Annotated in this window: 21 protein-coding genes; 12 read left to right on the top strand and 9 right to left on the bottom strand. The window is 71.8% G+C overall.

What is annotated here, in order from left to right; genetic code table 11:
* Positions 1–212: 212 nt before the first annotated feature.
* Positions 213–905, bottom strand: coding sequence for a hypothetical protein (locus ACWDR3_RS12845; RefSeq protein ID WP_450352510.1), 693 nt, complete (start codon positions 903–905; stop codon positions 213–215).
* A gap of 42 nt (positions 906–947) precedes the next feature.
* The gene (locus ACWDR3_RS12840; protein WP_450352509.1) at positions 948–1,793 is read right to left on the bottom strand and encodes a hypothetical protein; all 846 of its coding nucleotides are present in this window, start codon (positions 1,791–1,793) and stop codon (positions 948–950) included.
* A 334-nt stretch (positions 1,794–2,127) separates the two neighbouring features.
* Between ACWDR3_RS12840 and purN the strand changes: the two genes are divergently transcribed.
* From purN to ACWDR3_RS12825, 3 genes are all read left to right on the top strand, one after another.
* Positions 2,128–2,766 (top strand): phosphoribosylglycinamide formyltransferase, encoded by a 639-nt coding sequence (gene purN, locus ACWDR3_RS12835; protein WP_450352508.1) that lies wholly within the window; start codon positions 2,128–2,130, stop codon positions 2,764–2,766.
* Complete coding sequence (gene purH, locus ACWDR3_RS12830; RefSeq protein ID WP_450352506.1) at positions 2,763–4,337, top strand: bifunctional phosphoribosylaminoimidazolecarboxamide formyltransferase/IMP cyclohydrolase; 1,575 nt, start codon at positions 2,763–2,765, stop codon at positions 4,335–4,337. The genes purN and purH overlap by 4 nt, the downstream gene beginning before the upstream one ends.
* Before the next feature lie 107 nt (positions 4,338–4,444).
* Positions 4,445–5,185, top strand: coding sequence for an AAA family ATPase (locus ACWDR3_RS12825; RefSeq protein WP_450352505.1), 741 nt, complete (start codon positions 4,445–4,447; stop codon positions 5,183–5,185).
* An 89-nt stretch (positions 5,186–5,274) separates the two neighbouring features.
* On the opposite strand, the gene ACWDR3_RS12820 is transcribed toward ACWDR3_RS12825, so the two are convergent.
* From ACWDR3_RS12820 to ACWDR3_RS12805, 4 genes are all read right to left on the bottom strand, one after another.
* Positions 5,275–5,679 carry a hypothetical protein gene (locus ACWDR3_RS12820; protein ID WP_450352504.1) on the bottom strand — a complete coding sequence of 135 codons (405 nt, stop codon included), beginning with the start codon at positions 5,677–5,679 and terminating at the stop codon, positions 5,275–5,277.
* 90 nt (positions 5,680–5,769) lie between these two features.
* Positions 5,770–7,329, bottom strand: a complete 1,560-nt coding sequence (locus ACWDR3_RS12815) for a protein kinase domain-containing protein (RefSeq protein ID WP_450352503.1) — start codon at positions 7,327–7,329, stop codon at positions 5,770–5,772.
* Positions 7,326–8,075 (bottom strand): FHA domain-containing protein, encoded by a 750-nt coding sequence (locus tag ACWDR3_RS12810; protein ID WP_450352502.1) that lies wholly within the window; start codon positions 8,073–8,075, stop codon positions 7,326–7,328. The genes ACWDR3_RS12815 and ACWDR3_RS12810 overlap by 4 nt, the downstream gene beginning before the upstream one ends.
* A gap of 149 nt (positions 8,076–8,224) precedes the next feature.
* Positions 8,225–8,914: an RDD family protein gene (locus tag ACWDR3_RS12805; protein ID WP_450352501.1), complete on the bottom strand. Its 690-nt coding sequence runs from the start codon at positions 8,912–8,914 to the stop codon at positions 8,225–8,227.
* A 254-nt stretch (positions 8,915–9,168) separates the two neighbouring features.
* Here ACWDR3_RS12805 and ACWDR3_RS12800 point away from each other — a divergent pair, with 254 nt between their 5' ends.
* The 6 genes from ACWDR3_RS12800 to ACWDR3_RS12775 all read left to right on the top strand — a co-directional run bounded on the left by ACWDR3_RS12800 (position 9,169) and on the right by ACWDR3_RS12775 (position 15,726).
* Positions 9,169–10,026 (top strand): bifunctional methylenetetrahydrofolate dehydrogenase/methenyltetrahydrofolate cyclohydrolase, encoded by an 858-nt coding sequence (locus tag ACWDR3_RS12800; RefSeq protein ID WP_450352500.1) that lies wholly within the window; start codon positions 9,169–9,171, stop codon positions 10,024–10,026.
* Between the two features lie 172 nt (positions 10,027–10,198).
* A complete protein-coding gene (locus tag ACWDR3_RS12795; protein ID WP_450352517.1) occupies positions 10,199–10,654 on the top strand; it encodes a DUF3017 domain-containing protein in 456 nt (151 codons plus the stop codon).
* A gap of 430 nt (positions 10,655–11,084) precedes the next feature.
* Entirely contained in the window at positions 11,085–11,579 is a 495-nt protein-coding gene (locus ACWDR3_RS12790; RefSeq protein ID WP_450352499.1) for a helix-turn-helix domain-containing protein, read from the top strand.
* A gap of 379 nt (positions 11,580–11,958) precedes the next feature.
* The gene (locus ACWDR3_RS12785) at positions 11,959–13,254 is read left to right on the top strand and encodes a DUF2690 domain-containing protein (protein ID WP_450352498.1); all 1,296 of its coding nucleotides are present in this window, start codon (positions 11,959–11,961) and stop codon (positions 13,252–13,254) included.
* A 370-nt stretch (positions 13,255–13,624) separates the two neighbouring features.
* Positions 13,625–14,614, top strand: a complete 990-nt coding sequence (locus ACWDR3_RS12780) for a malate dehydrogenase (RefSeq protein WP_450352497.1) — start codon at positions 13,625–13,627, stop codon at positions 14,612–14,614.
* Between the two features lie 158 nt (positions 14,615–14,772).
* Entirely contained in the window at positions 14,773–15,726 is a 954-nt protein-coding gene (locus ACWDR3_RS12775) for a hypothetical protein (protein WP_450352496.1), read from the top strand.
* Between the two features lie 36 nt (positions 15,727–15,762).
* On the opposite strand, the gene ACWDR3_RS12770 is transcribed toward ACWDR3_RS12775, so the two are convergent.
* Complete coding sequence (locus tag ACWDR3_RS12770) at positions 15,763–16,452, bottom strand: siderophore-interacting protein (protein WP_450352495.1); 690 nt, start codon at positions 16,450–16,452, stop codon at positions 15,763–15,765.
* Positions 16,453–16,493: 41 nt separating this feature from the next.
* Complete coding sequence (locus ACWDR3_RS12765) at positions 16,494–17,900, bottom strand: MFS transporter (protein WP_450352494.1); 1,407 nt, start codon at positions 17,898–17,900, stop codon at positions 16,494–16,496.
* A 106-nt stretch (positions 17,901–18,006) separates the two neighbouring features.
* On the opposite strand from ACWDR3_RS12765, the gene ACWDR3_RS12760 reads away from it, so the two are divergent.
* Positions 18,007–18,981 carry a LysR family transcriptional regulator gene (locus ACWDR3_RS12760; RefSeq protein WP_450352493.1) on the top strand — a complete coding sequence of 325 codons (975 nt, stop codon included), beginning with the start codon at positions 18,007–18,009 and terminating at the stop codon, positions 18,979–18,981.
* Here the strand turns inward: ACWDR3_RS12760 and ACWDR3_RS12755 are convergent.
* On the bottom strand, positions 18,936–19,898 hold the full coding sequence (locus ACWDR3_RS12755; protein WP_450352492.1) for a bifunctional helix-turn-helix transcriptional regulator/GNAT family N-acetyltransferase: 963 nt from the start codon (positions 19,896–19,898) through the stop codon (positions 18,936–18,938). The two genes, ACWDR3_RS12760 and ACWDR3_RS12755, sit on opposite strands and share 46 nt — an antisense overlap.
* 112 nt (positions 19,899–20,010) lie before the next feature.
* On the opposite strand from ACWDR3_RS12755, the gene ACWDR3_RS12750 reads away from it, so the two are divergent.
* Together ACWDR3_RS12750 and ACWDR3_RS12745 are read left to right on the top strand one after the other, a co-directional pair.
* A complete protein-coding gene (locus ACWDR3_RS12750; protein WP_450352491.1) occupies positions 20,011–21,771 on the top strand; it encodes a hypothetical protein in 1,761 nt (586 codons plus the stop codon).
* Positions 21,761–22,120: a hypothetical protein gene (locus tag ACWDR3_RS12745; protein WP_450352490.1), complete on the top strand. Its 360-nt coding sequence runs from the start codon at positions 21,761–21,763 to the stop codon at positions 22,118–22,120. Before ACWDR3_RS12750 ends, ACWDR3_RS12745 begins: the two co-directional genes overlap by 11 nt.
* Positions 22,121–22,238 lie beyond the last annotated feature (118 nt).

Genomic DNA, 22,238 nt, shown 5'->3' with positions numbered 1-22,238 from the left:
GAATCATCGGCCGAGCGATAGACGTCCTCACGGCAGCGTCGGCCATCGCCATCTTCGTCGCGTACTTCAAGGGCTACGAGGAACTGGCCGGACGGGCTGAAAAATGCGGACCGGAGTTCAAGAGGCGCAGCCCGGTGGGGGCGGGCTGAAAGGCGCAGGCTCATCTTCGAGCCCTCGCGCGCCGTCGCCGCCGACGATCTCGAAGAACCCGGTCAGTTATCGGGCTTGATCTTTGAGGACAGGTAGCCCAGGCCCGCCGTCGTCGCGATGAAGCCTCCGGCCAGTTCCTCGTAGCCCTTGAAGTACGCGACGAAGATGGCGATGGCCGACGCTGCCGTGAGGACGTCTATCGCTCGGCCGATGATTCGGCGGAGTTTGCCCGGTGGGGGAGGGTGGTGGGGGTTCGGGGGGTTTCCCCAGTAGGGGAAGGGGCCCGGTCTGGGGTTCCAGCCCTCGTCCAGGAGTTGGACGAAATCAGGGTGGTGGCGGGCGTAGCCCAGGCGGTGGGGGGCCAGGCGCTGCCATGGCAGGCGGGCGTGTCTGATGGCCAGCCAGGTGAGTGTCGGGAGGACGGCCACGGTTGCCCAGATCGCCGCTGCCGTCCGGTCCGCGCCTGTATTCGGGACAATGCCGAGGAGGTGGTCCAGTTGGCCGCTGGCCGCGTAGGCGATCAGTGAAGCCACGGCGAGTACCGCCGCCGTTTGTTCCATCTGGTGGCCGGTGTGGCAGCGGGCGCACCGCGGTACGTGTACGACCTCCCTGCGCCACGTCGTGCGCAGGACCACGATCCATGCCGTCATGTTCGTATCGGCGCCTCGGTGCAGCCCCATGACGCGGTCGTGCCACGACGGCGGTGCGGCGTTCTCGCAGAACCAGCACACCCGCTCCCGATCCCGATCCCGCACCACGAACTCCCCCCCGACGCCCGACCCCCGACGACCGGTCCGTCAGCCGTTCGTGCCCAGAATGTTCCGCAGTTCCGACGGCAGGTGCTGCTCGCAGGCCTGCTTGGCCTGGTTGGTGAGGGCGTCGGACGTGCAGGTGTAGTAGTCGCTGTAGACCAACTGGGCGGCGAACGTCGCGGCCACCAGGGCGATGGCCAGCGTCGCCGTGACCAGGCCGCTGATCGCCGCCGTGGTCTGGGGGCGCGGGGCCGAGGTGTCCGTGGTGTCCTGGGCGGCGCGGGACTTCGCGCGCAGGGCGCTGATGCCCCAGTAGAGCGAGAGCGCGCCCAGGAGCAGGGCCACGTACGGCCAGCTGAAGAGGGCGAAGAAGAAGGCCCACATGCCGGAGAGCAGGGAGTAGCGGGCGCGGCGCTGGATGGGGTCCGTGGGGTCCCAGCGCATGCCCGTGTTCGGGCCGTTGCCGCCCGGGTTCTCGGGGGCCGAGGGGCCGGGCCGGTCTCCGGGGCGGTCACCGAAGCCGCCCTGGGAGCGGCCGGGCTGGCGGTCGCTCCACTGACTGCCCCAGGGGGACGGTGATGACGAACCGCTGTCGCTCTGCGCCTCGTCGCCCTCCGTGGGGCGGCGCGGCTGCCAGGGGCGGTCCGGCGTGCCCTCGGGCGGCGGCGCGAACGGGTTGTCGTCCTGGCCGGCGCTCCCGCCACCGCCGGCACTGTTCTGGCCGCCACCGCTCTGTCCGGCACCGCTCGTGTCGTCGCCGTCGCCGGTCTTCTTGCCCGAGGGCGCGTCCGGGGGCGAGGCGGGGCGCTCTCGGAGCAGGACGGCGCCACGCTCCCCTCCCCGCGCCGGGAGCGGAGAGAGCGTGAAGAGTCGCAGGCTGCGGTCCGACATCAAGTGAGCGTCTTCCCCTTGGTCCGATTCCGATACGAGTGCGGTCGTGCTGTGCGGTTGGCCAGGTACGTGGGTGGCCGGATATGCGAGTGGTCAGGTATAGCGCGCGAACTGTCACTTCGTGAACGCGTCGCACCACCACCGCGTTCCCGAGGCCGTCCCTCGCAGACGCTACCTTCCGGCCACGCCCCCGTCCCACGGGGGCCGTCCGGTGTGCCGGTATCGTTGCTGACGGCCGACCGCTTCGTAGACTTCCCCGTATCCCGGGGCGCGAAGCATTCGTACGACTGTACAAACCGGCCGTACAGATGCTCCCCCGAGAAAGGGCCCCACCGTGGCCGCCACTCCCGCCGGCCGAGCGGTCAAGCGCCTCGTCGTGCTGGTCTCCGGATCCGGCACCAATCTGCAGGCGCTGCTCGACGAGATCCAGCGGACCGGTGTCGAGGCCTACGGCGCCGAGATCGTGGCCGTCGGCGCCGACCGCGACGGCATCGAGGGGCTCGCGCGCGCCGAGCGGGCGGGACTGCCCACCTTCGTGTGCAAGGTGAAGGACTTCGGGAGCCGGGGGGAGTGGGACGCCGCCCTCGCGCAGGCCGTGGCCGACCACGACCCCGACCTTGTGGTCTCCGCCGGGTTCATGAAGATCGTGGGCAAGGAGTTCCTCGCGCTCTTCGGGGGGCGGTTCGTGAACACGCACCCTGCCCTGCTGCCCAGTTTCCCGGGGGCCCACGGGGTGCGGGACGCGCTCGCGTACGGCGCCAAGGTGACCGGTTGCACCGTCCACTTCGTCGACGACGGCGTCGACACCGGACCGATCATCGCCCAGGGCGTGGTCGAGGTCCGGGACGAGGACGACGAGAGCGCTCTGCACGAGCGCATCAAGGAAGTCGAGCGAAGGCTGCTCGTCGAGGTCGTGGGGCGGCTCGCCCGCAACGGCCATCGCATTGAGGGACGAAAGGTAGTTATCCAGTGACCGCCGAGACCATCGAGAACGGCAAGCGCGCGATTCGCCGGGCGCTCGTCAGCGTCTACGACAAGACCGGTCTGGAAGAGCTGGCGCGCGGGCTGCACGAGGCCGGGGTCGAGCTCGTCTCCACCGGTTCCACCGCCGCCCGGATCGCCGCCGCCGGCGTCCCCGTCACCAAGGTCGAGGAGCTCACCGGCTTCCCCGAGTGCCTGGACGGCCGGGTCAAGACCCTGCACCCCAAGGTGCACGCGGGCATCCTCGCCGACCTGCGCCTGGAGAGCCACCGGCAGCAGCTGGCCGAGCTGGGTGTCGAGCCCTTCGACCTCGTCGTCGTCAACCTCTACCCGTTCCGCGAGACCGTCGCCTCGGGCGCCTCGCCCGACGAGTGCGTCGAGCAGATCGACATCGGCGGTCCGTCGATGGTGCGCGCCGCCGCCAAGAACCATCCGTCCGTGTCCGTGGTCACCAGCCCCGCGCGGTACGCCGATGTCCTGGCCGCCGTGCAGAGTGGCGGGTTCGACCTCTTCACCCGCAAGCGGCTCGCCGCCGAGGCCTTCCAGCACACGGCGACCTACGACATCGCGGTCGCCTCCTGGTTCGCCAGCGCCTACGCGCCCGTGGACGACTCGCTGTTCCCCGACTTCCTGGGCGCCACCCTGGAGCGCAAGAGCACCCTGCGGTACGGCGAGAACCCGCACCAGCCCGCCGCCCTCTACGTCGACGGCACGGGCGTCGGTCTCGCCGAGGCCGAGCAGCTGCACGGCAAGGAGATGTCGTACAACAACTACACGGACACGGATGCCGCCCGCCGTGCCGCGTACGATCACGACGAGCCCTGTGTCGCGATCATCAAGCACGCCAATCCGTGCGGGATCGCGATCGCCTCGGATGTCGCCGAGGCGCACCGCAAGGCGCACGCGTGCGACCCGCTGTCGGCCTTCGGTGGTGTGATCGCCGTCAACCGGCCGGTCAGCAAGGAGATGGCGGAGCAGGTCGCCGAGATCTTCACCGAGGTCATCGTCGCGCCGGACTACGAGGAGGGGGCGCTGGAGGCCCTCGCCAAGAAGAAGAACATCCGGGTGCTGAAGGCGCCGGCCGCGCCCTCCCACCCCGCCGAGGTCAAGCCCATCGACGGCGGCGCCCTCCTCCAGGTCACCGACCGTCTCCAGGCCGACGGCGACGACCCGGCCAACTGGACGCTGGCGACCGGCGAGGCCCTCACCGCCGACGAGCTGGCCGAGCTGTCCTTCGCCTGGAAGGCCTGCCGGGCCGTGAAGTCCAACGCCATCCTGCTCGCCAAGGACGGTGCCTCCGTCGGCGTCGGCATGGGCCAGGTCAACCGCGTCGACTCCGCGAAGCTGGCCGTCGAGCGCGCCGGTGAGGAACGCGCGCGTGGTGCGTATGCCGCCTCCGACGCCTTCTTCCCCTTCCCGGACGGCCTGGAGATCCTCACCGCGGCCGGCGTCAAGGCCGTGGTCCAGCCCGGCGGCTCGGTCCGCGACGAACTGGTCGTGGAGGCCGCGAAGAAGGCCGGCGTCACCATGTACTTCACGGGGACGCGGCACTTCTTCCACTGACGGCTAGGGAAAACGGGCGGCGGTCGGAGCTATCCGGTCGCCGCCCTGCCGTTGGCCCCTGCTCTTGTCCGCTGCCGTTGTCAGTGGTGGGTGAGAGTCTTGACGGCATGATCGTCGAACGCGCCTACGCGCATGTCGCCGAGGCCGAGCGGGGCGACGGGAGCCAGTGGCCCTGGTCGGTGCCGTGCGTGCGGCAACTGCTCGACGACGGGCTCAAGTTCACCGCCCCGGTCACGTTCCTCGTGGGGGAGAACGGATCGGGGAAGTCGACCCTCGTCGAGGCGCTGGCCGAGGCCTTCGGCCTGGATTCCTGGGGCGGGTCGGCCGGGAACCGGTACGCGGGTCCGCGTGAGCCGTCCCCGCTGGGCGGGCGAATGCGGTTCGAGGCGGCGAAGACCGGACGCCGGATGCTCCAGGGGCCGCGGACCCGCCGCAGAGGCTTCTTCCTGCGGGCCGAGACCGCGCTCGACGCGCTCGGCCGGGAGCGGGGGCGCGGGCGGATATCCGGGTCCCCGGAGGAGATGAGCCACGGCGAGGGCTTCCTGATGGCCTTCCGCGAGCGCTTCCACGAGCCGGGGCTGTACGTCCTGGACGAGCCCGAGGCCGCGCTGTCCTTCGCGTCCTGCCTGGAACTGGTCGGGCTGCTTGACGAGTTGGCGCGCGCCGGCGGCCAGGTCGTCTGCGCCACGCACTCGCCGCTGCTGACCGCGCTGCCCGGCGCGGCGATCGTCGAGGTGGGCGAGCACGGGATGCGCTCTGCCCAGTGGCGGGAGCTGGAGATCGTCGACCACTGGCGTCGGTATCTGGACGACCCGTGGCTCTATCTGCGGCACATCGTGGGGAGTTGAGCGGCGAGCGGGCGACACGGGCGTGGCACGGCGGAAGCGGAGCTCCGGCCCTCCCCCGAGGAAGCCGGAACCCCGCCGTCGGCCGGGCGTCAGCAGAGGGGCAGGCCCGGGATGGGCTCGTAGTTGTTGCCGCCCGAGACCTTGTTGGCCGGGAACCAGCCCCAACCGTTGTCCGCGTAGGCCTCGTCGCCCTGGGTGAAGAGCCACCAGTTGTTGCGGGCGCTGCCGACCGGCTCGTTCTCGCCCGCCTTCAACTGGCAGACGAACCAGTTGTCACCGGCGTACAGGTAGCCGTTGACCCGGGTGCCCTGGCCGACGGTGTTCCCCTGGTAGTTGTGGCAGTAGCGGGCGCTGTACGTCTGGCCGCCGGGGCCCGTCTTCTGGCCCGCGTTCCCCCAGCAGCCGCTCGCCGCCGACGCGCTCGCCGGCGTCATCGCGACCGCGCTCGCCGCCAGTACCGCCGTCGCTCCGAGCGAGGCAAGGATGCGCTTCATGGTGTGTCCCTCCGGTGTTGCCACCCCCGTTGGTGGACACGACCACCGTGGTGTACGCCGCCCGCGCGCGGAACCTCGGACCTCTCAGGGTCACTTCGCGCCGGGCGGCGTGTACTCCTTGAGGTAATGGGCGACGCGGGTGGTGTAGGCACGGTTCTGCTCGGGGATGCCGCCGGTCGCGTTCACCTTCTTGTACGAGGTCCGGTAGGAGGCGGCGAGCAGCAGACGGCGGTCGCCCGGCAGGGAGGTGTCCAGGCGCGGTTCCATGAAGCACAGGTAGCGGGCCATCGCCGGGATGGACTGGGCGGGCGTGAGCGGCGGTCGGGGAGTCTTCTTGGCCGGGACGCCGTCCGAGCGCAGCCACCAGCGCAGCACGCTCGGGGTCCAGCGGGCGATGCCGTACTCGCCCTCGCCGCCCGCGGTCGGGTCCGACAGATCGGGGTCGAAGTTGCTCTCCGTCTTGAGCATCGCCGCGATGAGGGCGGGGGAGACCTCGTGCTGGAGGCAGTCGTGGGCCGAGTCGACGATCATCCGCCGGTACTGCACCGGGACGCCCTTGTCGGTACGGAGTTCGGAAGCGCCGTAGGTGGCGGCCGTGTTCTTGCCGGACGCGTTCGCGCCGCCCGTCGTGCCCGAGTCGGCCCAGGTGCTGATGCCGTACCCCAGGGCCGCCACGGCGACCGTCGCGGCCGCCGAGACCGCGGCCAGCACGGCCCGGCGCCGGCGCGGCAGCGGGGCCCGGGGCAGCCTGGGCGAGCGGCCCGTGCCGGCCGCCGCCTCGACCCGGCGCAGCAGCGCGTCGGTGCCGATGCGGTCGGCGTGCGTACGGGCCAGGCAGTCCCGCACGATCTCCCGCCAGGCGTCCGGGAGTTCGGGCGCGAGACGGAGTTCGTCGTGGCCGCGCGCGTAGGCGGCGGCCGCGTCCCGGCGGGCGCTCGGGGTGCCGCCGGGCAGCGGGAAGGCGCCGGTCAGCAGGAGGTGGGCGAGCACGCCGAACGCCCAGACGTCCGCCGACGGGCGGATCCGGCGCCCGCGTTCGCCGATCTCCGCCCACAGCAGCTCGGGGGGCGTGTAGTCCGGCGTGGAGAACGCGGGCGTGTACGCGTGCGTGCCCTCCAGTTCGGCCGCCATGTTGAAGTCGGCGAGCCGCGCCGAACCGTCCGGCATCAGCAGCACATTGGCCGGTTTCAGATCCCCGTGCACCCAGCCCGCGTGATGCAACTGGGCCAGCCCCTCGCAGATCTGCGCCAGCAGCGCGGGCCCGGCGGCCGGCCGGGGCGCGGCGGTGAGCAGCTCGGCCAGCGAGCGCTCCGCCCGCTCCAGTACGAGGACGGTGGCGCCGTCGAGGCGGGGGCGCTCGGGGTCGTCGACGACGAGGGTCTCGTACATCCGGATCAGTCGGGGGCGGGTCAGCCGGCGGTACAGGTCGATCTCGCGCTCGACGAGTTCGCGCAGATGGGCCAGTTGGCGCGGGGTGTCCGTGCCGGTGGGCAGGAACTTGAGGGCGGCCACGCGGGGCAGGTCGCCGTCGCCGCCGACGCGCCGGCCCTCGTAGACGCTGCCGAAGGCGCCCGTCGCGATGGGCGCGCGCACCTCCCAGGCGCCGACCCGGTAGCCGCTGGGCACCGGCACGGCGTACGGCTCGGTCACCGGGCCACCCGGCCGGACCGCTCGGCGGCCAGCACGATCAGGTCGTCCTCGCGCACCAGGTCGAAGCGGAGCGCCAGGGAGACCAGGGACTCCTTCTTGCCGTTGAGCCGCGGGCCCGTGTCGGCCTCCTCGGGGCCGGGCTTCAGGCGCAGTTTCACGGCCAGGTAGTCGATGTTCCACTGCACCGAAGTGCGGGACGCGGCGGGCCAGTTGGGGCGCAGCCGGTCGACGACCTGGTCGACGGTGGGCAGCGGGGCGTGCGGTTCGCCGCGCAGCCGGGGCTCGCAAAGGGCGGCCAGGACCGCGAAGTAGCGCTTGGTGCGGTCGACGGAGAAGGCGGGCGCGGTGGTGTCGCCGGCCAGGCCGCCCTCGGTGCGCAGATAGTCGTGGCGCGGTGCCCACACCTGGATCGGCAGCAGGTCACCCGCGGCCGGCAGCACGATCCGCGAGAACTCGAAGGGGACCGGGGCGTCCAGGCGGCCCGGGCCGACCTTGATGTGCTCGCCCGCGCCCTCCGGGTTCTCCACCACGTAGGTCTGTCCGCCGCTGAGGTTGCTCAGCGTCCAGAAGGCGCCCTGCGCGGTGATCGCGCCCGCGCGACGGGACACGCCGTCGTGCGTGATCGCGAGGTCGTTGTCACGCGCCAGCCGTCCGAAGGTGATCCGTTCGCCCGGCGCGAGCCGGAGCTGGGCGGTGTCGCGCTCGTCCTCCGTGGTCGTCGGAGGTACCACGATGATGCTGTACAAGGTGCGTCTCCCCGTGCCTGCCCGCTACGGAGGTCAGACTAGGCGGACGCGGCAGGGCCGTGTCCCCCTCGGACGGGTGAGACACGGCCCTTGCACAGGAATGGCGCGATCGTGATGCCCGCGTCGGTTCGATCGCGGGTCGGCGGCGGTCAGTTCTGGATGACCATCGTGCTCGCGGCCTTGTCGTGCCAGCCCTGCTGGCGGCCCGACTTGTCCCAGAACGGGGAGAGGTAGACGACCAGTGCGCCGATACCGCAGGCGAACGAGCCGACCATCGGGATGACCCAGCGGATGAACGCCGAGCCCAGGCCCGGCTTCTGGCCGGTGTCGACCTTCACCACGCGGATGCCGACGGCGAGCTTGCCCAGCGTGGCGCCGAACGCGGCGATCATCACCAGCTCGTAGAGCAGGCCGATGATCCCGAGGACGAGGACGACGGCACCGAACTTGGCCGCGATGTCCGAACCCGCGTTGTTGATGCAGGTGTCGTAGTCGGCCGCGTTCACGTCGCAGTCCTTGGCCGAGTTCATGGCGCCCGCGACACCCGCGACCACGAGGACCGTGTAGATGATGCCGAACGCGACACCGTCGATCACCCGGGCGCCGAAGCGGCGGCCCATCGAGGCGACGCGCGGACCGGGAGCGCCGCCGGGGTAACCGGGCTGCTGCGGATAGCCGTAACCCTGCTGCGGGGGGACACCGGGGGCCTGCGGATAGCCGTAACCGGGGGGCTGCTGGCCCTGCTGGGGATAGGGCTGGCCCTGCTGGGGGTAGCCGTAGCCGGGCTGCTGCGGGTTCTGCGGCTGTCCGTACGGGTTGTTCGGCGAACCGAAACTCATGGCTGGTTTCCTCCGTTGCGCATGGGGACGGCGCGGACCGCACGGAGGAACGGCATGAAGTGAGCGGTTTGCCCCCCGAACTCGAACCGCGGTACTGCGCCGCTCATCGTTCTTCACACGCGTCTTACTTGTCCAGCGGCATTCCCTATGTGTTGTGCAAGTGCAACATCGACGATCATGGCCGGATTTCGGGTACGGGAGCACCGGGGCACCCGGATTGGAACCGGGGGGCGGTCATCCGCGAGGATGGGGTCATGACCGCCCAGATTCTCGATGGCAAGGCCACCGCAGCCGCGATCAAGTCCGATCTGACCGCCCGCGTGGCGGCGCTGAAGGAGAAGGGCATCACGCCCGGCCTCGGCACGATCCTGGTCGGGGACGACCCCGGCAGCCAGAAGTACGTCGCCGGCAAGCACCGTGACTGCGCGCAGGTCGGCATCGCCTCCATCCAGCGCGAACTGCCCGCCACGGCCACGCAGGAGGAGATCGAGGCGGTCGTCCGCGAACTGAACGAGGACCCGGAGTGCACGGGTTACATCGTCCAACTCCCGCTGCCCAAGGGCATCGACGAGAACCGGATCCTGGAGCTGATGGACCCGGACAAGGACGCGGACGGCCTGCACCCGATGAACCTCGGCCGCCTCGTGCTCAACGAGCCGGCCCCGCTGCCCTGCACCCCGAACGGCGTCCTCACTCTTCTCCGTCAGTACGGCGTCGAGATCAAGGGCGCCGAGGTCGTGGTCGTCGGCCGCGGTGTCACCATCGGCCGCCCGATGCCGCTGCTGCTCACCCGCCGCAGCGAGAACGCGACGGTGACGCAGTGCCACACCGGCACGCGCGACCTCTCCTCGCACCTCAAGCGCGCCGACATCATCGTCGCCGCGGCCGGCTCCGCCCACCTGGTCCGCCCCGAGGACGTCAAGCCCGGCGCGGCCGTCCTCGACGTCGGCGTCTCGCGCAGCGCCGAGGGCAAGATCATGGGCGACGTCCACCCGGGCGTCGCCGAGGTGGCCGGCTGGATCTCCCCCAACCCCGGTGGCGTGGGCCCGATGACCCGCGCCCAGCTCCTGGTCAACGTGGTCGAGGCGGCGGAGCGCAGTGCCGCCGGCTGAGCGGGGGGAGGCCGGGTCGGCCGACGTGGAGCCCGCGGAGCGGGTCGAGCGGGCCGAGGACGCGGCGGCGGGTGACCCGGAGACGGGTGACGTGGGGGCCGACGGAGCTCAGGCGGACGCCCCGGAGGGGCCCGAGCAGCAGGCGGAGGCTGTCGTGCGCAGTGCGATCAGTGTGGGCGAGACCGGGGCCGGTGACGCCGGGACCGGTGATGCCGAGGCCGACGGTGACCGGAAGCCGCGCCGCGGTACCCGGCGCTTCCCGTTGTTCACGCGGGACACCGCGCGTCCCGAGGGCGGTGGCCGGGCGGCGCCCCGTGACGCGCCGGCGCCTGCGCGCCAGTGGCCGATCCTCGCCGTGCTCGGGCTCGTCGCGCTCGGCCTGCTGCTGACCGCGCTGGACGCCTTCCGGTACGGCACGCTGCTGATCGGCGTCGCCCTGCTGGTCGGCGGTGTGCTGCGCTGGGTGCTGCCCGACGTCGGCATGCTCGCCGTACGCTCCCGCTTCACCGACATCGCCACGTACGGCCTGCTGGGTCTCGCGATCGTGCTGCTGGCGATGATGGTGCAGCCCAACCCCTGGCTGCAGATCCCGTTCCTGAAGGACACCCTGCACTTCACGGTGAGCTAGGGGCTGTTGTTTGGATCAGGCAGGCTGTGAGGTGCGGTGCTTCTTGGCGGAGCCGAGCGGGGTCTGGTGCGTGCAGCTGCAAGGCGGAGGAGGGAGTCATGGCGGAGCCATGGCGAGTGACGACAACGCGGCAGATGGGCGTGCCAGACCCCGCGACGCCGGGCTGATCCAAACGACAGCCCCTAGGCCCCCGCGCACGACGACGGCCCGTCCTCTCCCCCGAGCAAGGACGGGCCGTCGCCACGCCCCACCCTCGTGCACGGCGAACAGCCTGTTCAACGGCTGTCAGTGCGCTGTGGCACAGCGGTGACCGTTCCGCGACGGTGTCCGCGCCCGCGCCACGGGCCGAGCGGGCCGCGCCCGGGAACCAACGACCGTCCGGCGTCGTCCATCGCACCGACCGGACAACGCGACGCCATGGAGGTGTGTGATGAGCGCCTGGCAGCCGCTGCCCGACGACCTGCCGCCGGAAGTGCGGCACTTCGTGGAGCAGTTGCGGCTCCTCAAGGACCGCACGGGGCTCAGCCTCGTCGCGCTCGGCGCCCGCACCGCCTACAGCAAGTCCTCCTGGCACCGCTACCTCAACGCCACCCAGCCCCCGCCCCGCCAGGCCGTCACCGCCCTGTGCCGGATCGCGGGCCTGGCAGGACCCGACGCCGAACGCTTCACCGTCCGCTGGGAACTGGCCGTCCGCGCCTGGCCCCGCCCCGCCACCCTGCCCGCGAGCCCCGCCGGCACCCCGGCCGCCGCGGGCGCCCCCGGCGGCGAGGAGTACGAGGACGACCCCACCCTGCCCTGGTGGGACACGCCCCCCGAGGACGAGCGCGGCGGCCGCCTGCCGGGCGGAAAACTGCTCCTGTACGCCGTACTCCTGCTCCTGTTCCTGCTGCTCGCCGCGGTTGTCGGCGCCCTCGCGCTGGGGTGAGTTGCCCCTGGGTGGGCTGAATAGGGCCGAGGCGGGTGGGGTTGTCCATGTGTGGCTGCGGTGTCGATGTATTGACAAGTTTGCGGATTTGACACGGGGTTGTTCGACGGGGGCGCTAGCGTAAGCGGGTCCGGCCGGGGGGTCGAGGGGGGCCTCGGTGGGACACTGGACCGTGGCCCGCCGGGCGTGCAACGGTGCATGTCCGCGGCTCGATGCTCCCGTGCGCCCCCACCCCGGGAACTGAGATCCTTAGTGGGCGCATCCCTGTGGGTAGCCAGAACGGGGACTCGGAACAGGGCGCCACGCGCGGGGGAAAACGCGAGGAAGACCAGCACGAACCGGGGGGAAGAGGGGGGAAGCAATGCCTCGTTGGAGGGCCTTGCCGGATGAACTCGATCCGCAGGTACGGGAGTTCGCGAGCCAGCTGCGCCGGCTTGTGGACCGCAGTGGCCTGAGCATCGCGTCGGTGGCCGACCGCACGGGCTACAGCAAGACGTCCTGGGAGAGATATCTCAACGGACGGCTGCTGGCACCCAAGGGCGCGATCGTCGCGCTGGCGGAGGTCACCGGCACCAACCCGATCCATCTGACCACGATGTGGGAGCTCGCCGAGCGCGCCTGGAGCCGTTCGGAGATGCGCCACGACATGACCATGGAGGCCATCCGGATCTCCCAGGCGCGTGCCGCGCTCGGGGAGTTCGGGGCGCCTCCGGCGAACGCCAAGGGCAGCAAGACGGCCCGCAAGAGCGGCAGCGCGACCGCGATACCCGGAGTGGCGGGCCCGGCGGGCGTGGCACCGACGGTGCCGCCCCAGCCGACGGCACCCGACACCCGTGACGCACGGGATGTACGGGACTCGCGGGGCGGCGCACGGGATGTGCGGGACGTACGGGATCCGGCGGCGGCACCTGCCGAATCGGCCGGCGGCTCCTCGGGAGCGTCTTCCTCCGGCGGCAACTCCTGGGGTGTCGCCGGGTACCAGAGGCCACCGCAGCCCGCCGCACGGGCCGCCGGGACCGCGTCACCGGCGTCGACACCTGCGTCGGCCTCGTCCCCGGTGCCCGACGGTCCCGGCTGGACGCCGGGGTCGCCGAGCCCGTTCGGGCAGCAGCCGCAAGGCGGTTCCGCGGGGTCCGCGGGGCCCGGTGGCTCCGGCGGCTCGCGCGGTGACGGTGGTGGCAGGCGGCGGCTGACGATGTTCCTCGCGGGGGTCGTCGGCGTGCTGGTCGTCATCGCGGCCGTGTTCTTCCTGACCGACAACGGCAAGGACACGAAGGACGAGGCCACCAAGGCCTCGGTCTCGCCCTCGGCCAGCGCCCAGACGGACCTGCCGCCGGGCGTGAAGTGCGCGGGCGCCTCCTGCACCGGCAAGGACGCCGAGGCGATGGGCTGCACGACGGACGCCAACGCGGTGACGACCGCGAAGACCGCCACCGTCGGCACGACCGTCGTCGAGGTCCGGTACAGCGAGACCTGCGGCGCCGCCTGGGGCCGTATCACCCAGGCCGCCCAGGGCGACCGGGTCGAGGTGGCCGCGGGCACCGCGAAGGAGAACGACAGCATCACGACGGCCGGCGACACCATCGCGTACACGCCGATGGTCGCGGTGAAGGACGCGGGCGAGGCGACGGCGTGCGCGACGCTCGCGTCCGGTCAGAAGGGGTGCGCCCAGTAGCGCGGCACCTCGGCGCGGTGCACGAGGGCAGAAAGGAGGGCGGCCGCCCGGTCCGGGAGAGGGGGACCGAGGCGGCCGCCTCATGGGGGTACCGACTGTGCCGGACTCCCGTGGGGGTACGGTTCGCGTGCCCGAGTCGGGGGCGACTATGCGTACTGCCCGCGAAATGTTGCGAGGGTTCACTCGACGGAGTGAGCCGGCGGCGTGAAACCACGACGGCGGGGGCTGTGGGACGGGCCACATCGGACCCGGACGTACGCGATCCCGGATGCGCGATAGCCTGACCGGTGGATCTCTCTTGATACCAAGAGATCGATCATCTGTACGTCCCACCCGGACGCTCCACCGCCAGCTGTATACGGAGAACGCCATGACCCGCACTCCCGTGAACGTCACCGTCACCGGCGCGGCCGGCCAGATCGGTTACGCCCTCCTCTTCCGCATCGCCTCCGGCCAGCTGCTCGGCGCGGACGTGCCGGTCAAGCTGCGCCTCCTGGAGATCACCCCGGCGCTCAAGGCCGCCGAGGGCACGGCGATGGAGCTCGACGACTCCGCCTTCCCGCTCCTCCAGGGCATCGACATCACCGACGACCCGAACGTCGCCTTCGCCGGCACCAACGTCGCCCTCCTCGTGGGCGCCCGCCCGCGCACCAAGGGCATGGAGCGCGGTGACCTCCTGGAGGCCAACGGCGGCATCTTCAAGCCGCAGGGCAAGGCCATCAACGACAACGCCGCGGACGACATCAAGGTCCTCGTCGTCGGCAACCCGGCCAACACCAACGCGCTCATCGCGCAGGCCGCCGCCCCGGACGTACCGGCCGAGCGCTTCACCGCGATGACCCGCCTGGACCACAACCGCGCGCTCACCCAGCTCGCGAAGAAGACGGGCACCACGGTCGCCGACATCAAGCGCCTGACCATCTGGGGCAACCACTCCGCCACCCAGTACCCCGACATCTTCCACGCCACGGTCGCCGGCAAGAACGCCGCCGAGACCGTGAACGACGAGAAGTGGCTGGCCGAGGAGTTCATCCCGACCGTCGCCAAGCGCGGCGCCGCGATCATCGAGGCCCGCGGCGCGTCCTCCGCGGCCTCCGCCGCGAACGCCGCCATCGACCACGTCCACACCTGGGTCAACGGCACCGCCGACGGCGACTGGACCTCCATGGGCATCCCGTCCGACGGCTCCTACGGCGTCCCCGAGGGCCTCATCTCCTCCTTCCCGGTCACCACGAAGGACGGCGTCTACGAGATCGTCCAGGGCCTGGACATCAACGAGTTCTCCCGCGCCCGCATCGACGCGTCGGTGCAGGAGCTGGCGGAGGAGCGCGAGGCGGTCCGCGCCCTCGGCCTGATCTGAGCCACCCTCAATAGGGCTCTCCGGCCCCGCTCACCCCACGGCTTCTGTCACGAGCCTGCACGGGCCCTGTTCCGGTTCCATCCGGAACGGGGCCCGCGTCCGTTTTCGCCGCTACCGTCAGGACAGGTGCCCGCCAGGGTGATATCGGGGGGTTCGCGATGAGCGGATGGAACGGCTACAGCTCGGGTTCCGGCGAGCGTGAGCCGAGCGAGGAGAGCGGGCAGGCGGCCTGGTCGGGCGGGCGGTCCACACCGCCGCCGGACTGGGCGAGCGCCGAGACCCGGACGAACGTCACGCCGCCGGACTGGTTCGCCGCGCAGGGCCACCCGCCCGCTCCGGCGCCGCCGCCCACGGCCTGGACACCACCAACTCCGTATCCGCCGCCTCCGCCGGGACCCGGCCGGTCCGGTGGCGCACGCCGGCTGCTCGTCACGCTCACCGCCACGGTCGTGCTCGGCGCGGGTGCGGGGGCCGGGTTCTGGTACGTCAATCGCGACGGCTCGACCGGGGATACGGCGACCCCCGCGACCAGCGTCAGCGCCGGGACGGGTACTGGGACCGGCGCGAGTACGGGCACGGGTACCGGCACGGAATCGCCCGCCTCCACCCCGCCCGCCTCGCCCCTGGCTTCCGTGACGCCCAACTCGCCGTCCCCGTCCACCGGTTACCGCCGTGCCCAGGACCCGACCGGCTACACCGTCGACGTGCCCGCGGGCTGGACCCGTCGGCAGAAGACCGGGCAGCTCGCGCCGGTGGTCTTCTACGACGCCCCCGGCGACGGCCGTCAGTTGCAGATCTTCCGGGTCTCCGAGGCCACGCCCGCCGAGTCCCTCGACCTGGCCGAGACCGATCCCGGGTACGGGTTCGCCAAGCAGCCCGGATATCAGGTGATCGAGCGCGATCGCGGGGACACCTGGGCCGAGTTGACCTACCGCTACGACGATCCGGAGACGGGGGCGCGCCAGATCGTCGACCATCGTTTCCGGGCGGCCGACGGGTCGTTGTACGCGATCCGCGCGGGCGGGCCCGCCGATCTGACGCCGGATCGGGTGCGGGAGCCGCTCGCGATGGCGGTGCGGTCCTTCTGCCCGGCCGGTGCGACCTGCACGTGAGCCGGGCTGCGGGAGTGCGGTTGAGCCGGCCCGCGCCTACTCCAGACCGCGCTTGCCCGGCGCCCAGAACGGCTTGGTGAGGACGGACCGTCGGTCCCAGCCCAACTCCCGTACGAGCACCTGCCGTACCTGCTGCACGGTCCGCGCCTCCCCGGCGACGTAGGCGATCCCGCCCGGCTCGGGGGCGAGCTGCTGGACCGCGTCGGGGAGGGAAGTGCCGCCCCTGGTCAGCCAGTTGAGGCGGTCGGCGTGGGAGAGCGGGAGTCGGTCGTCGGGTGTGTCCGTCTCCACGCAGCCGGAGATCGGCGCCCCCTCGGGCAGCGCGGCCAGCATCGCGCCGAAGGCGACGGACGCCGTCTCCTCGCCGACGAAGACGTGGTGGGAGGCGTCGGGGCGGAGGGTGAAGGTGCCTTCGGGCTTCCGCAGCCGCACCTGTTCGCCGATGCCGACGCTCTTCCCCCACCGGCCCCCGGGTCCGCCCTCGGAGTGGTCCAGCACGCACAACTCGACGGCGCCGGAGGGGTCGTAGTGCCACACGGAGTACGTACGCAGGGTCAGGCCGGTGACCAGGACGCGCACCTGCTGGCCGGGACGGACGTCGAGTCCGGCGAGGGCGTCGCCCTCGATGCGCAGTCGGCGCATGCGGGCGGTGATCGGTTCGGCCTCGGTGAGGGTGGCTCGGAGCGTCAGCAGATCGAGGACGGGGTTCAGGAGGGCGGCGGGCACGGGGGCTCCTCAACTGGGTCGCGCGTGAGGGGAGTTGATGATCAGGTACGGCGGGATGAACGCGATAGTACGCGTTTCTCGCCGGACGCGATAGTGCGTGTGGTGACGCGGTCGCGGTGTCCGACGATCACCAGTGCTGTGGCCGCGAGGACGATGAACGCCACCGTGCGCAGGGCCGGGCCCATGCCCTGGGCCAGGTCGGGGTGGGCCGCCAGGATCGTGCCGGTGATCGCGACGCCGAGGGCCGCGCCGAGTTCGCGGGCCGAGGTGCCCAGGCCCGAGCCGAGGCCCGTCTGGTGCGGCGGCAGCGAGGTGACCACGCCGACCGTGAGCGCGGGCATGGACAGGCCGGTGCCCGCCGAGATCACCAGCAGCCAGCAGGCGTACGTCCAGTACGGGGTGCCCGCGTCGGCGGTGGACGCGCCGAGCAGGCCCAGGCCGATGAGGGCGAGGCCGGTGCCGATGACCGGGCGCGGGCGGTGCGACCAGCGGACCGCGAGCTTCGGGACCAGGGCCATGCCGATCGTCAGCGGCACGATCGCGACGCCGGTGACGGCGGCGCCGTAGCCCTTGATGTCCTGCAGGTACTGGGAGTTGACGTAGAAGAGGGAGAACAGGCCGAAGAAGCCGGTGGCCGTGCCGAGGGTGGCCGCGCGGAGGGTGGGGGAGGTGAAGACGCGCGGGTCGAGAAGGGGGGTGCGGGAGCGCAGGGCGTGGAGCGTGAAGGCCGCCACGAGGGCGGCGCCCGCCGCGAAGGACGTGAGGATGCGCGGGGAGGTCCAGCCGTAGGTGGGGCCCTCGATGATGCCGAAGAGGACGGCGACCAGGCCGGTGGTCAGGAGGGCCGTGCCGGTGGGGTCGAGGTTGCTGTGCGCGGCGCGGGCCGTGCGGGGTGTGGTGAGGACGACCGCGAGGGCCAGCAGGGCGGCCAGCGGGACCATCGCGCCGAACAGGGCACGCCAGGAAAGGAATTGGCCGACCAGGCCGCCGCCGAGGTTCCCGGCGAGTCCACCGAGGCCGAGGGAGAGGGTCCAACTGCCCATGGCGCGGGCCCGGTTCTCCGGGGCGGAGAGGTGGACCAGGATCGACATCGTCGCCGGGGTGATCAGCGCCGCGCCCGCGCCGGACAGGCCGCGGCCCGCGATCAGCGTCGCCGGGTTCTGGGCGAGCGCGCTGGTGGCGGCGCCCGCCGCGAACAGGGCGAGACCGGCGAGCAGCGCGCCCTTGCGGCCGTACCGGTCGCCGAGGGCGCCGGCCGGGATGAGGAGTCCGGCGAAGACGATGACGTACGCGTCGACCATCCACAGGAGTTGGGTGTGCGAGGGGTGCAGGGACGATGAACTCAGCTGTGGGATCAGGAGGTTGATGGCGGCGACCATGCTCTGCGCGACCAGCACGCAGGCGCAGAGGGTGAGCAGGACGGACCGTTTCAGGGCAGGCGGGGGCATGGCTCCTCCGGGGAGCTTCGGTGTGGTGGGAGGTGTGGTGTGGGGTGCCCTGTCACCGTAGGCTCGGCGGTGACCTGCTTTCCAGTGCAACCTTTGCAGGGAGTGAGTGCGTGTGACGCAATCCGCGGATTCCGGCAGCTCAGGGGGCCTGGATCTCAATCTGCTGGTCGCCCTGGACGTGCTCCTTGAGGAGCAGAGCGTGCAGGGGGCGGCCCGGCGGCTGCATCTCTCCGAGCCCGCGATGAGCCGCACCCTCGGCCGGATCCGCAAGGCGCTCGGCGATCCCGTGCTGGTGCGGGCCGGGCGCCAGATGGTGCCCACCCCGCACGCGCTGGCCGTGCGGGCCGAGGTGAGCGCGGTGGTCGAGCGAGCGCGGGCCCTGTTCGCGCCCGGCCGGGGCGCCGACCTCCGGACCGTCAGCCGGACGCTCACGATCATCGGGCACGACGCGCTCGCCGCCCTGTACGGCGCCCGGCTGCTCGCCCGGGCCGCCGAGGAGGCGCCCGGCATCCGGATCCGTTTCCTCGCCGAGAGCCATGTCGACGCACCGGTCCTGCGCCAGGGGACCGCCGATCTGGAGGTCGGGGTCGTGGACGCGACGGCGCCCGAGGTGCACCACGAACTCCTCTACGAGGACCGGATGGTCGGCGTCGTCAGGGCCGGACACCCGCTGCTGGAGGGGGAGTTGACGCCCGAGCGGTTCGCGGGCGAGGCCGACCACCTGATCGTGTCGCGGCGCGGCAAGCTGCACGGTCCCGTCGACGTCCAGCTCGCCGAACTCGGCCTGAAGCGCCGGGTGGTGGGCACCGTCGGCACCTTCCCCGCCTCGCTGTTCGTGCTGCGCGACACCGACCTGATCGGCCTGATCAGCTACTGGACCGTGCCGCTGGCCGCCTCGCTGGGCCTGGTCACCTTCGACGTACCGCTGCAACTCCCGGTTCTCGAGATGGGGTTGGCCTGGCATCCACGTCATGACGCCGACCCGGCGCACGCGTGGTTGCGGGACTGCGTACGGGAGTTGCTCGGGGAGGTGGGTCAGCGGGCGCCGGCCAGTCGCTTCTCGAACCAGTGGTCCGCGTAGACGTGGTCGACGTAGGCCGGGATCTCCGTGTACCCGCACGCCCGGTACATCGCCTGCGCCTCCGTGAGCACGGCGTGCGTGTCCAGGCGTACGACGTCGAAGCCGTGCGCCACGGCCGACCGCTCCAGCTCCGTGAGGATGCGGCGGGCCAGGCCCAGGCGGCGGGCCTCGGGGTGGACCCAGACGTGCCGGATCTCGCCCACGCCGGGCTCCAGCGTCCGTAGCGCCCCGCAGGCCATCGGCCGCCCCTCCTCGTACGCGACGAAGAAGGCGCCCGCGTCGCCGGTGACCTGCTCAGGGCGTACGAGATCGGACTTGTCGAAGCCCTCAGGGAAGCGGGCGCCGATGTCGGCGGCGTAGGCGTCGAGGCAGGCGCGGGCGTCCTCGGCGGCGCCGTCGACCAGGGCGACCGTGATGGCGGCCAGGCGGAGCAGGCGCTGGGCGGTGGCCATCGCGTGGGTGAGTTCGACGCGCTGGGGCTCGCTGAGGGTGTCGAGGAGACCGGCCGCGAGCGCGTTGGCCCGGCGGTTCTGCTCCTTGATCTCGACGCGTCCCGCCGGGGTCAGCTCGACCCTGCGCAGCCGGTTGTCGTCCGGGTCCGTGGCGATCCGGACCACGCCCTGCGCCTCCAGGGCCTTCGCCATCCGGCTCAGATACCCGGCGTCCAGGCCGAGGCGACTGCGCAGCTCGCGCAGGGAGACCCCGCCGCCGGCGCCGTTCTCGCCCCCGCTCCCGTTTCCGTCCCCGCTCCCACTTTCGATCTCGATCTCGAAGAGCAGGCGGGCCTCGCCGAGCGGGCGGTCCTGGCCGAGGTAGTGGTCGTCGAGCGCGCCGATACGGCGGGTGAAGTAGCGGTTGAACCGGCGGAGGGTCGCCACGTGCTCCGCCGACACTGGTCCGGTGTTTTCGCGCCTCATACTTCTTTGACTTTAGTCAAAGGTTCTGGGTTCGTCCATCCGTCGGCCCATCCCTGTCATTCCGCTTTCGCCCGCCACTTCCGTCGCTCTATGCTGACGGTTTGTCAACTGAATGTCTGACAACGGTCTTTCCACGCATCGGGGGAACAGCGTGACTACCGCTTCCTTGCCTTCTTTACCTCCGCACGCCAGTGAGGCGACCCGGCTGCTGTGCGCGGGCACCTATTTGGACTCCGGCTACCGCGACCGCGTCATCGAGGAGCTCCACCTCAACGAACAGCGGATGGTGGCCCCCTCGCTCGGTTTCGACGCCGCCCGCGTCCTCGCCCACGCCCTGCGCGCCCGCCGCTACGAACTGCTGTGGGCCGGGGCCGTCATCGGTCTGTGGGTGGTCGGGACACCTCTCAGCGGCGGGCTCCTCGCCTTCTTCCTCTGGCCCGGCGTGGCGCTCGCGATCGCGCCCTGGGTCCGGGGACGGGCCGAGCAGCCGCCGCTGTACCGGCTGATCCCGGCGTTTCTGCTCCGCTGGTGGGGGCGGGTGTTCTTCGCGGTGTTCCTGGTCTTCACGGTCGTCGCCGCGTTCGGTGACGGGTCGGGCGACGGTTCGTCCTCCGGCTCGTACGACCCCTACGGCTCCAGTTCCTCGGGCTCGGCGAGCCTCAGTGACGTCTTCGTGCCGAGCGCCGACGACATCAACGGCCTCACCGAGCCGTGGCACGCGTGGGTCACGCTCGGGGTGTTCGCGCTCATCGCGCTGTGCCTGCACGCCCAACGCACCCAGTTCAGCCGGGCGTTGGCCGCCGAGCTCTCCCCGCAGCGCTTCCCGGACGCCGCCGCCGACCCCGCCGAACAGGGCGAGGGCCACCGTTTCCAGCGGCTCAAGCAGCGCATCCGGCTGGAACAGCACGCGCCGCTGGTCATGTACCACGAGGCCCGTCCGTTCTGCGGAGCGGGAACGGCGTACGACACCTGGGTGCTCGCGGTGGAACTGCGGCCGGACGAGACGCACAACCGTCGGCCTCTCAGCAACCGCGTGGTCCTGGAACGGATCCGCCCGCTGCTCGAACAGCTCCGGGTGCCCGCCGAGTACGCGGGGCCTGGCGTGCGGGACCGGCTGCGCTGGCTGGAGATCGACGAGTGCGTGTTCCTGCCGGTGGAGGGGCTGACCAGCCGGGAGCAGGCGCCGTACACCCCGCAGGCCTTCGAGGAGCACCGGGCGCGGGCGGTCGAGGAGGGCGCCGAGAAGCGGCGGCACTTCCTGCGTATCCGGGTCGGCGGCTGGGAGGAGGAGCTGGTCGTCACGGTCTTCGTGCGCATCCACACGCAGGGCAGCATGCTGATGCTGGAGATCGCCCCGCATGTACTGACGCCGGTGCGGACGGAGTTCAAGGACGCCGACCGTACGGCGCACCGGTTCCGGAACAACAACGCGCTCGGCAAGGGCGCGGCGGCGATCGCCCTGGTCCCGGCGTCGGCGGGCCGTGCGCTGGCCCAACTGGGCCGCGGGCTGGTCTACTTCTGGCGCCTGGTGACCGGCGGCTACGCGGGCGCGCTGCCCGACGGGCCCGCCCTCTCGGTACGCGAACTGGGTGCGGTGCCCGCCGGTTCGCTCTTCCAGGAGATGGATGTCGCCCGCTATCTGCGCAGCGTGCAGGACCGGGTCGCGAACGGCGTACGGGTCGCGCTGGCCGAATGCGGTTACGAGACCGGTGAGTTCGTCCAGAAGATCGTCAACATCAGCAACGGCGACGTGAACATCGGCCGGGTCGAGGGCAGCACGTTCGCCGTCGGCAGCCATGCGACCGCGTCCGCCTCAGCCACAGTCTCGGGCGGCCCCGCGCCGCAGAAGGGAGCCGACAGCCATGCCAAGTGAAGAGCCCGACGTCAGCTTCGGAAACGTCTCGGGCAGCACCTTCGCGGTCGGCAGCCACGCCCACGCCGAGAGCCACCACCATCACGGGCCGACCGGAGAGCGCGACCAGGCGACGGAAGAACTGCTCTCGGCTGTACGGGAGTTGAGAGCCGACCTGGAACGGGTCCGGGCGAGCGGACAGACGACGGCCCTGGCGGCGGAGCTCGCGGAGACGGAGACCGAGATCACCGACACGGGCCAGGCGGGGCCAGGTCGCCGCCAACGCCTGCGCGAGCTCCTCGCCGACTCGCAGTCCCTGCTCAACGTCCTCGCCTCGGCGGGTGCGGTCGCCGCGCTGGTGGGGTTGTGAGAGGGGCGAGATGAGCGGGGGAGAGCGTTACTGGAACGAGGACTTGCAGCGGTGGGAGGAAGGGGTGGCGGGGGAGGGCGCGGGGTCGATGACTCCGCCGACGCTTCCGGTCCCACCG

The sequence above is a fragment of the Streptomyces sp. NPDC001002 genome (assembly GCF_053599215.1).
This window is presented reverse-complemented; position numbering and strand designations above follow the sequence as displayed.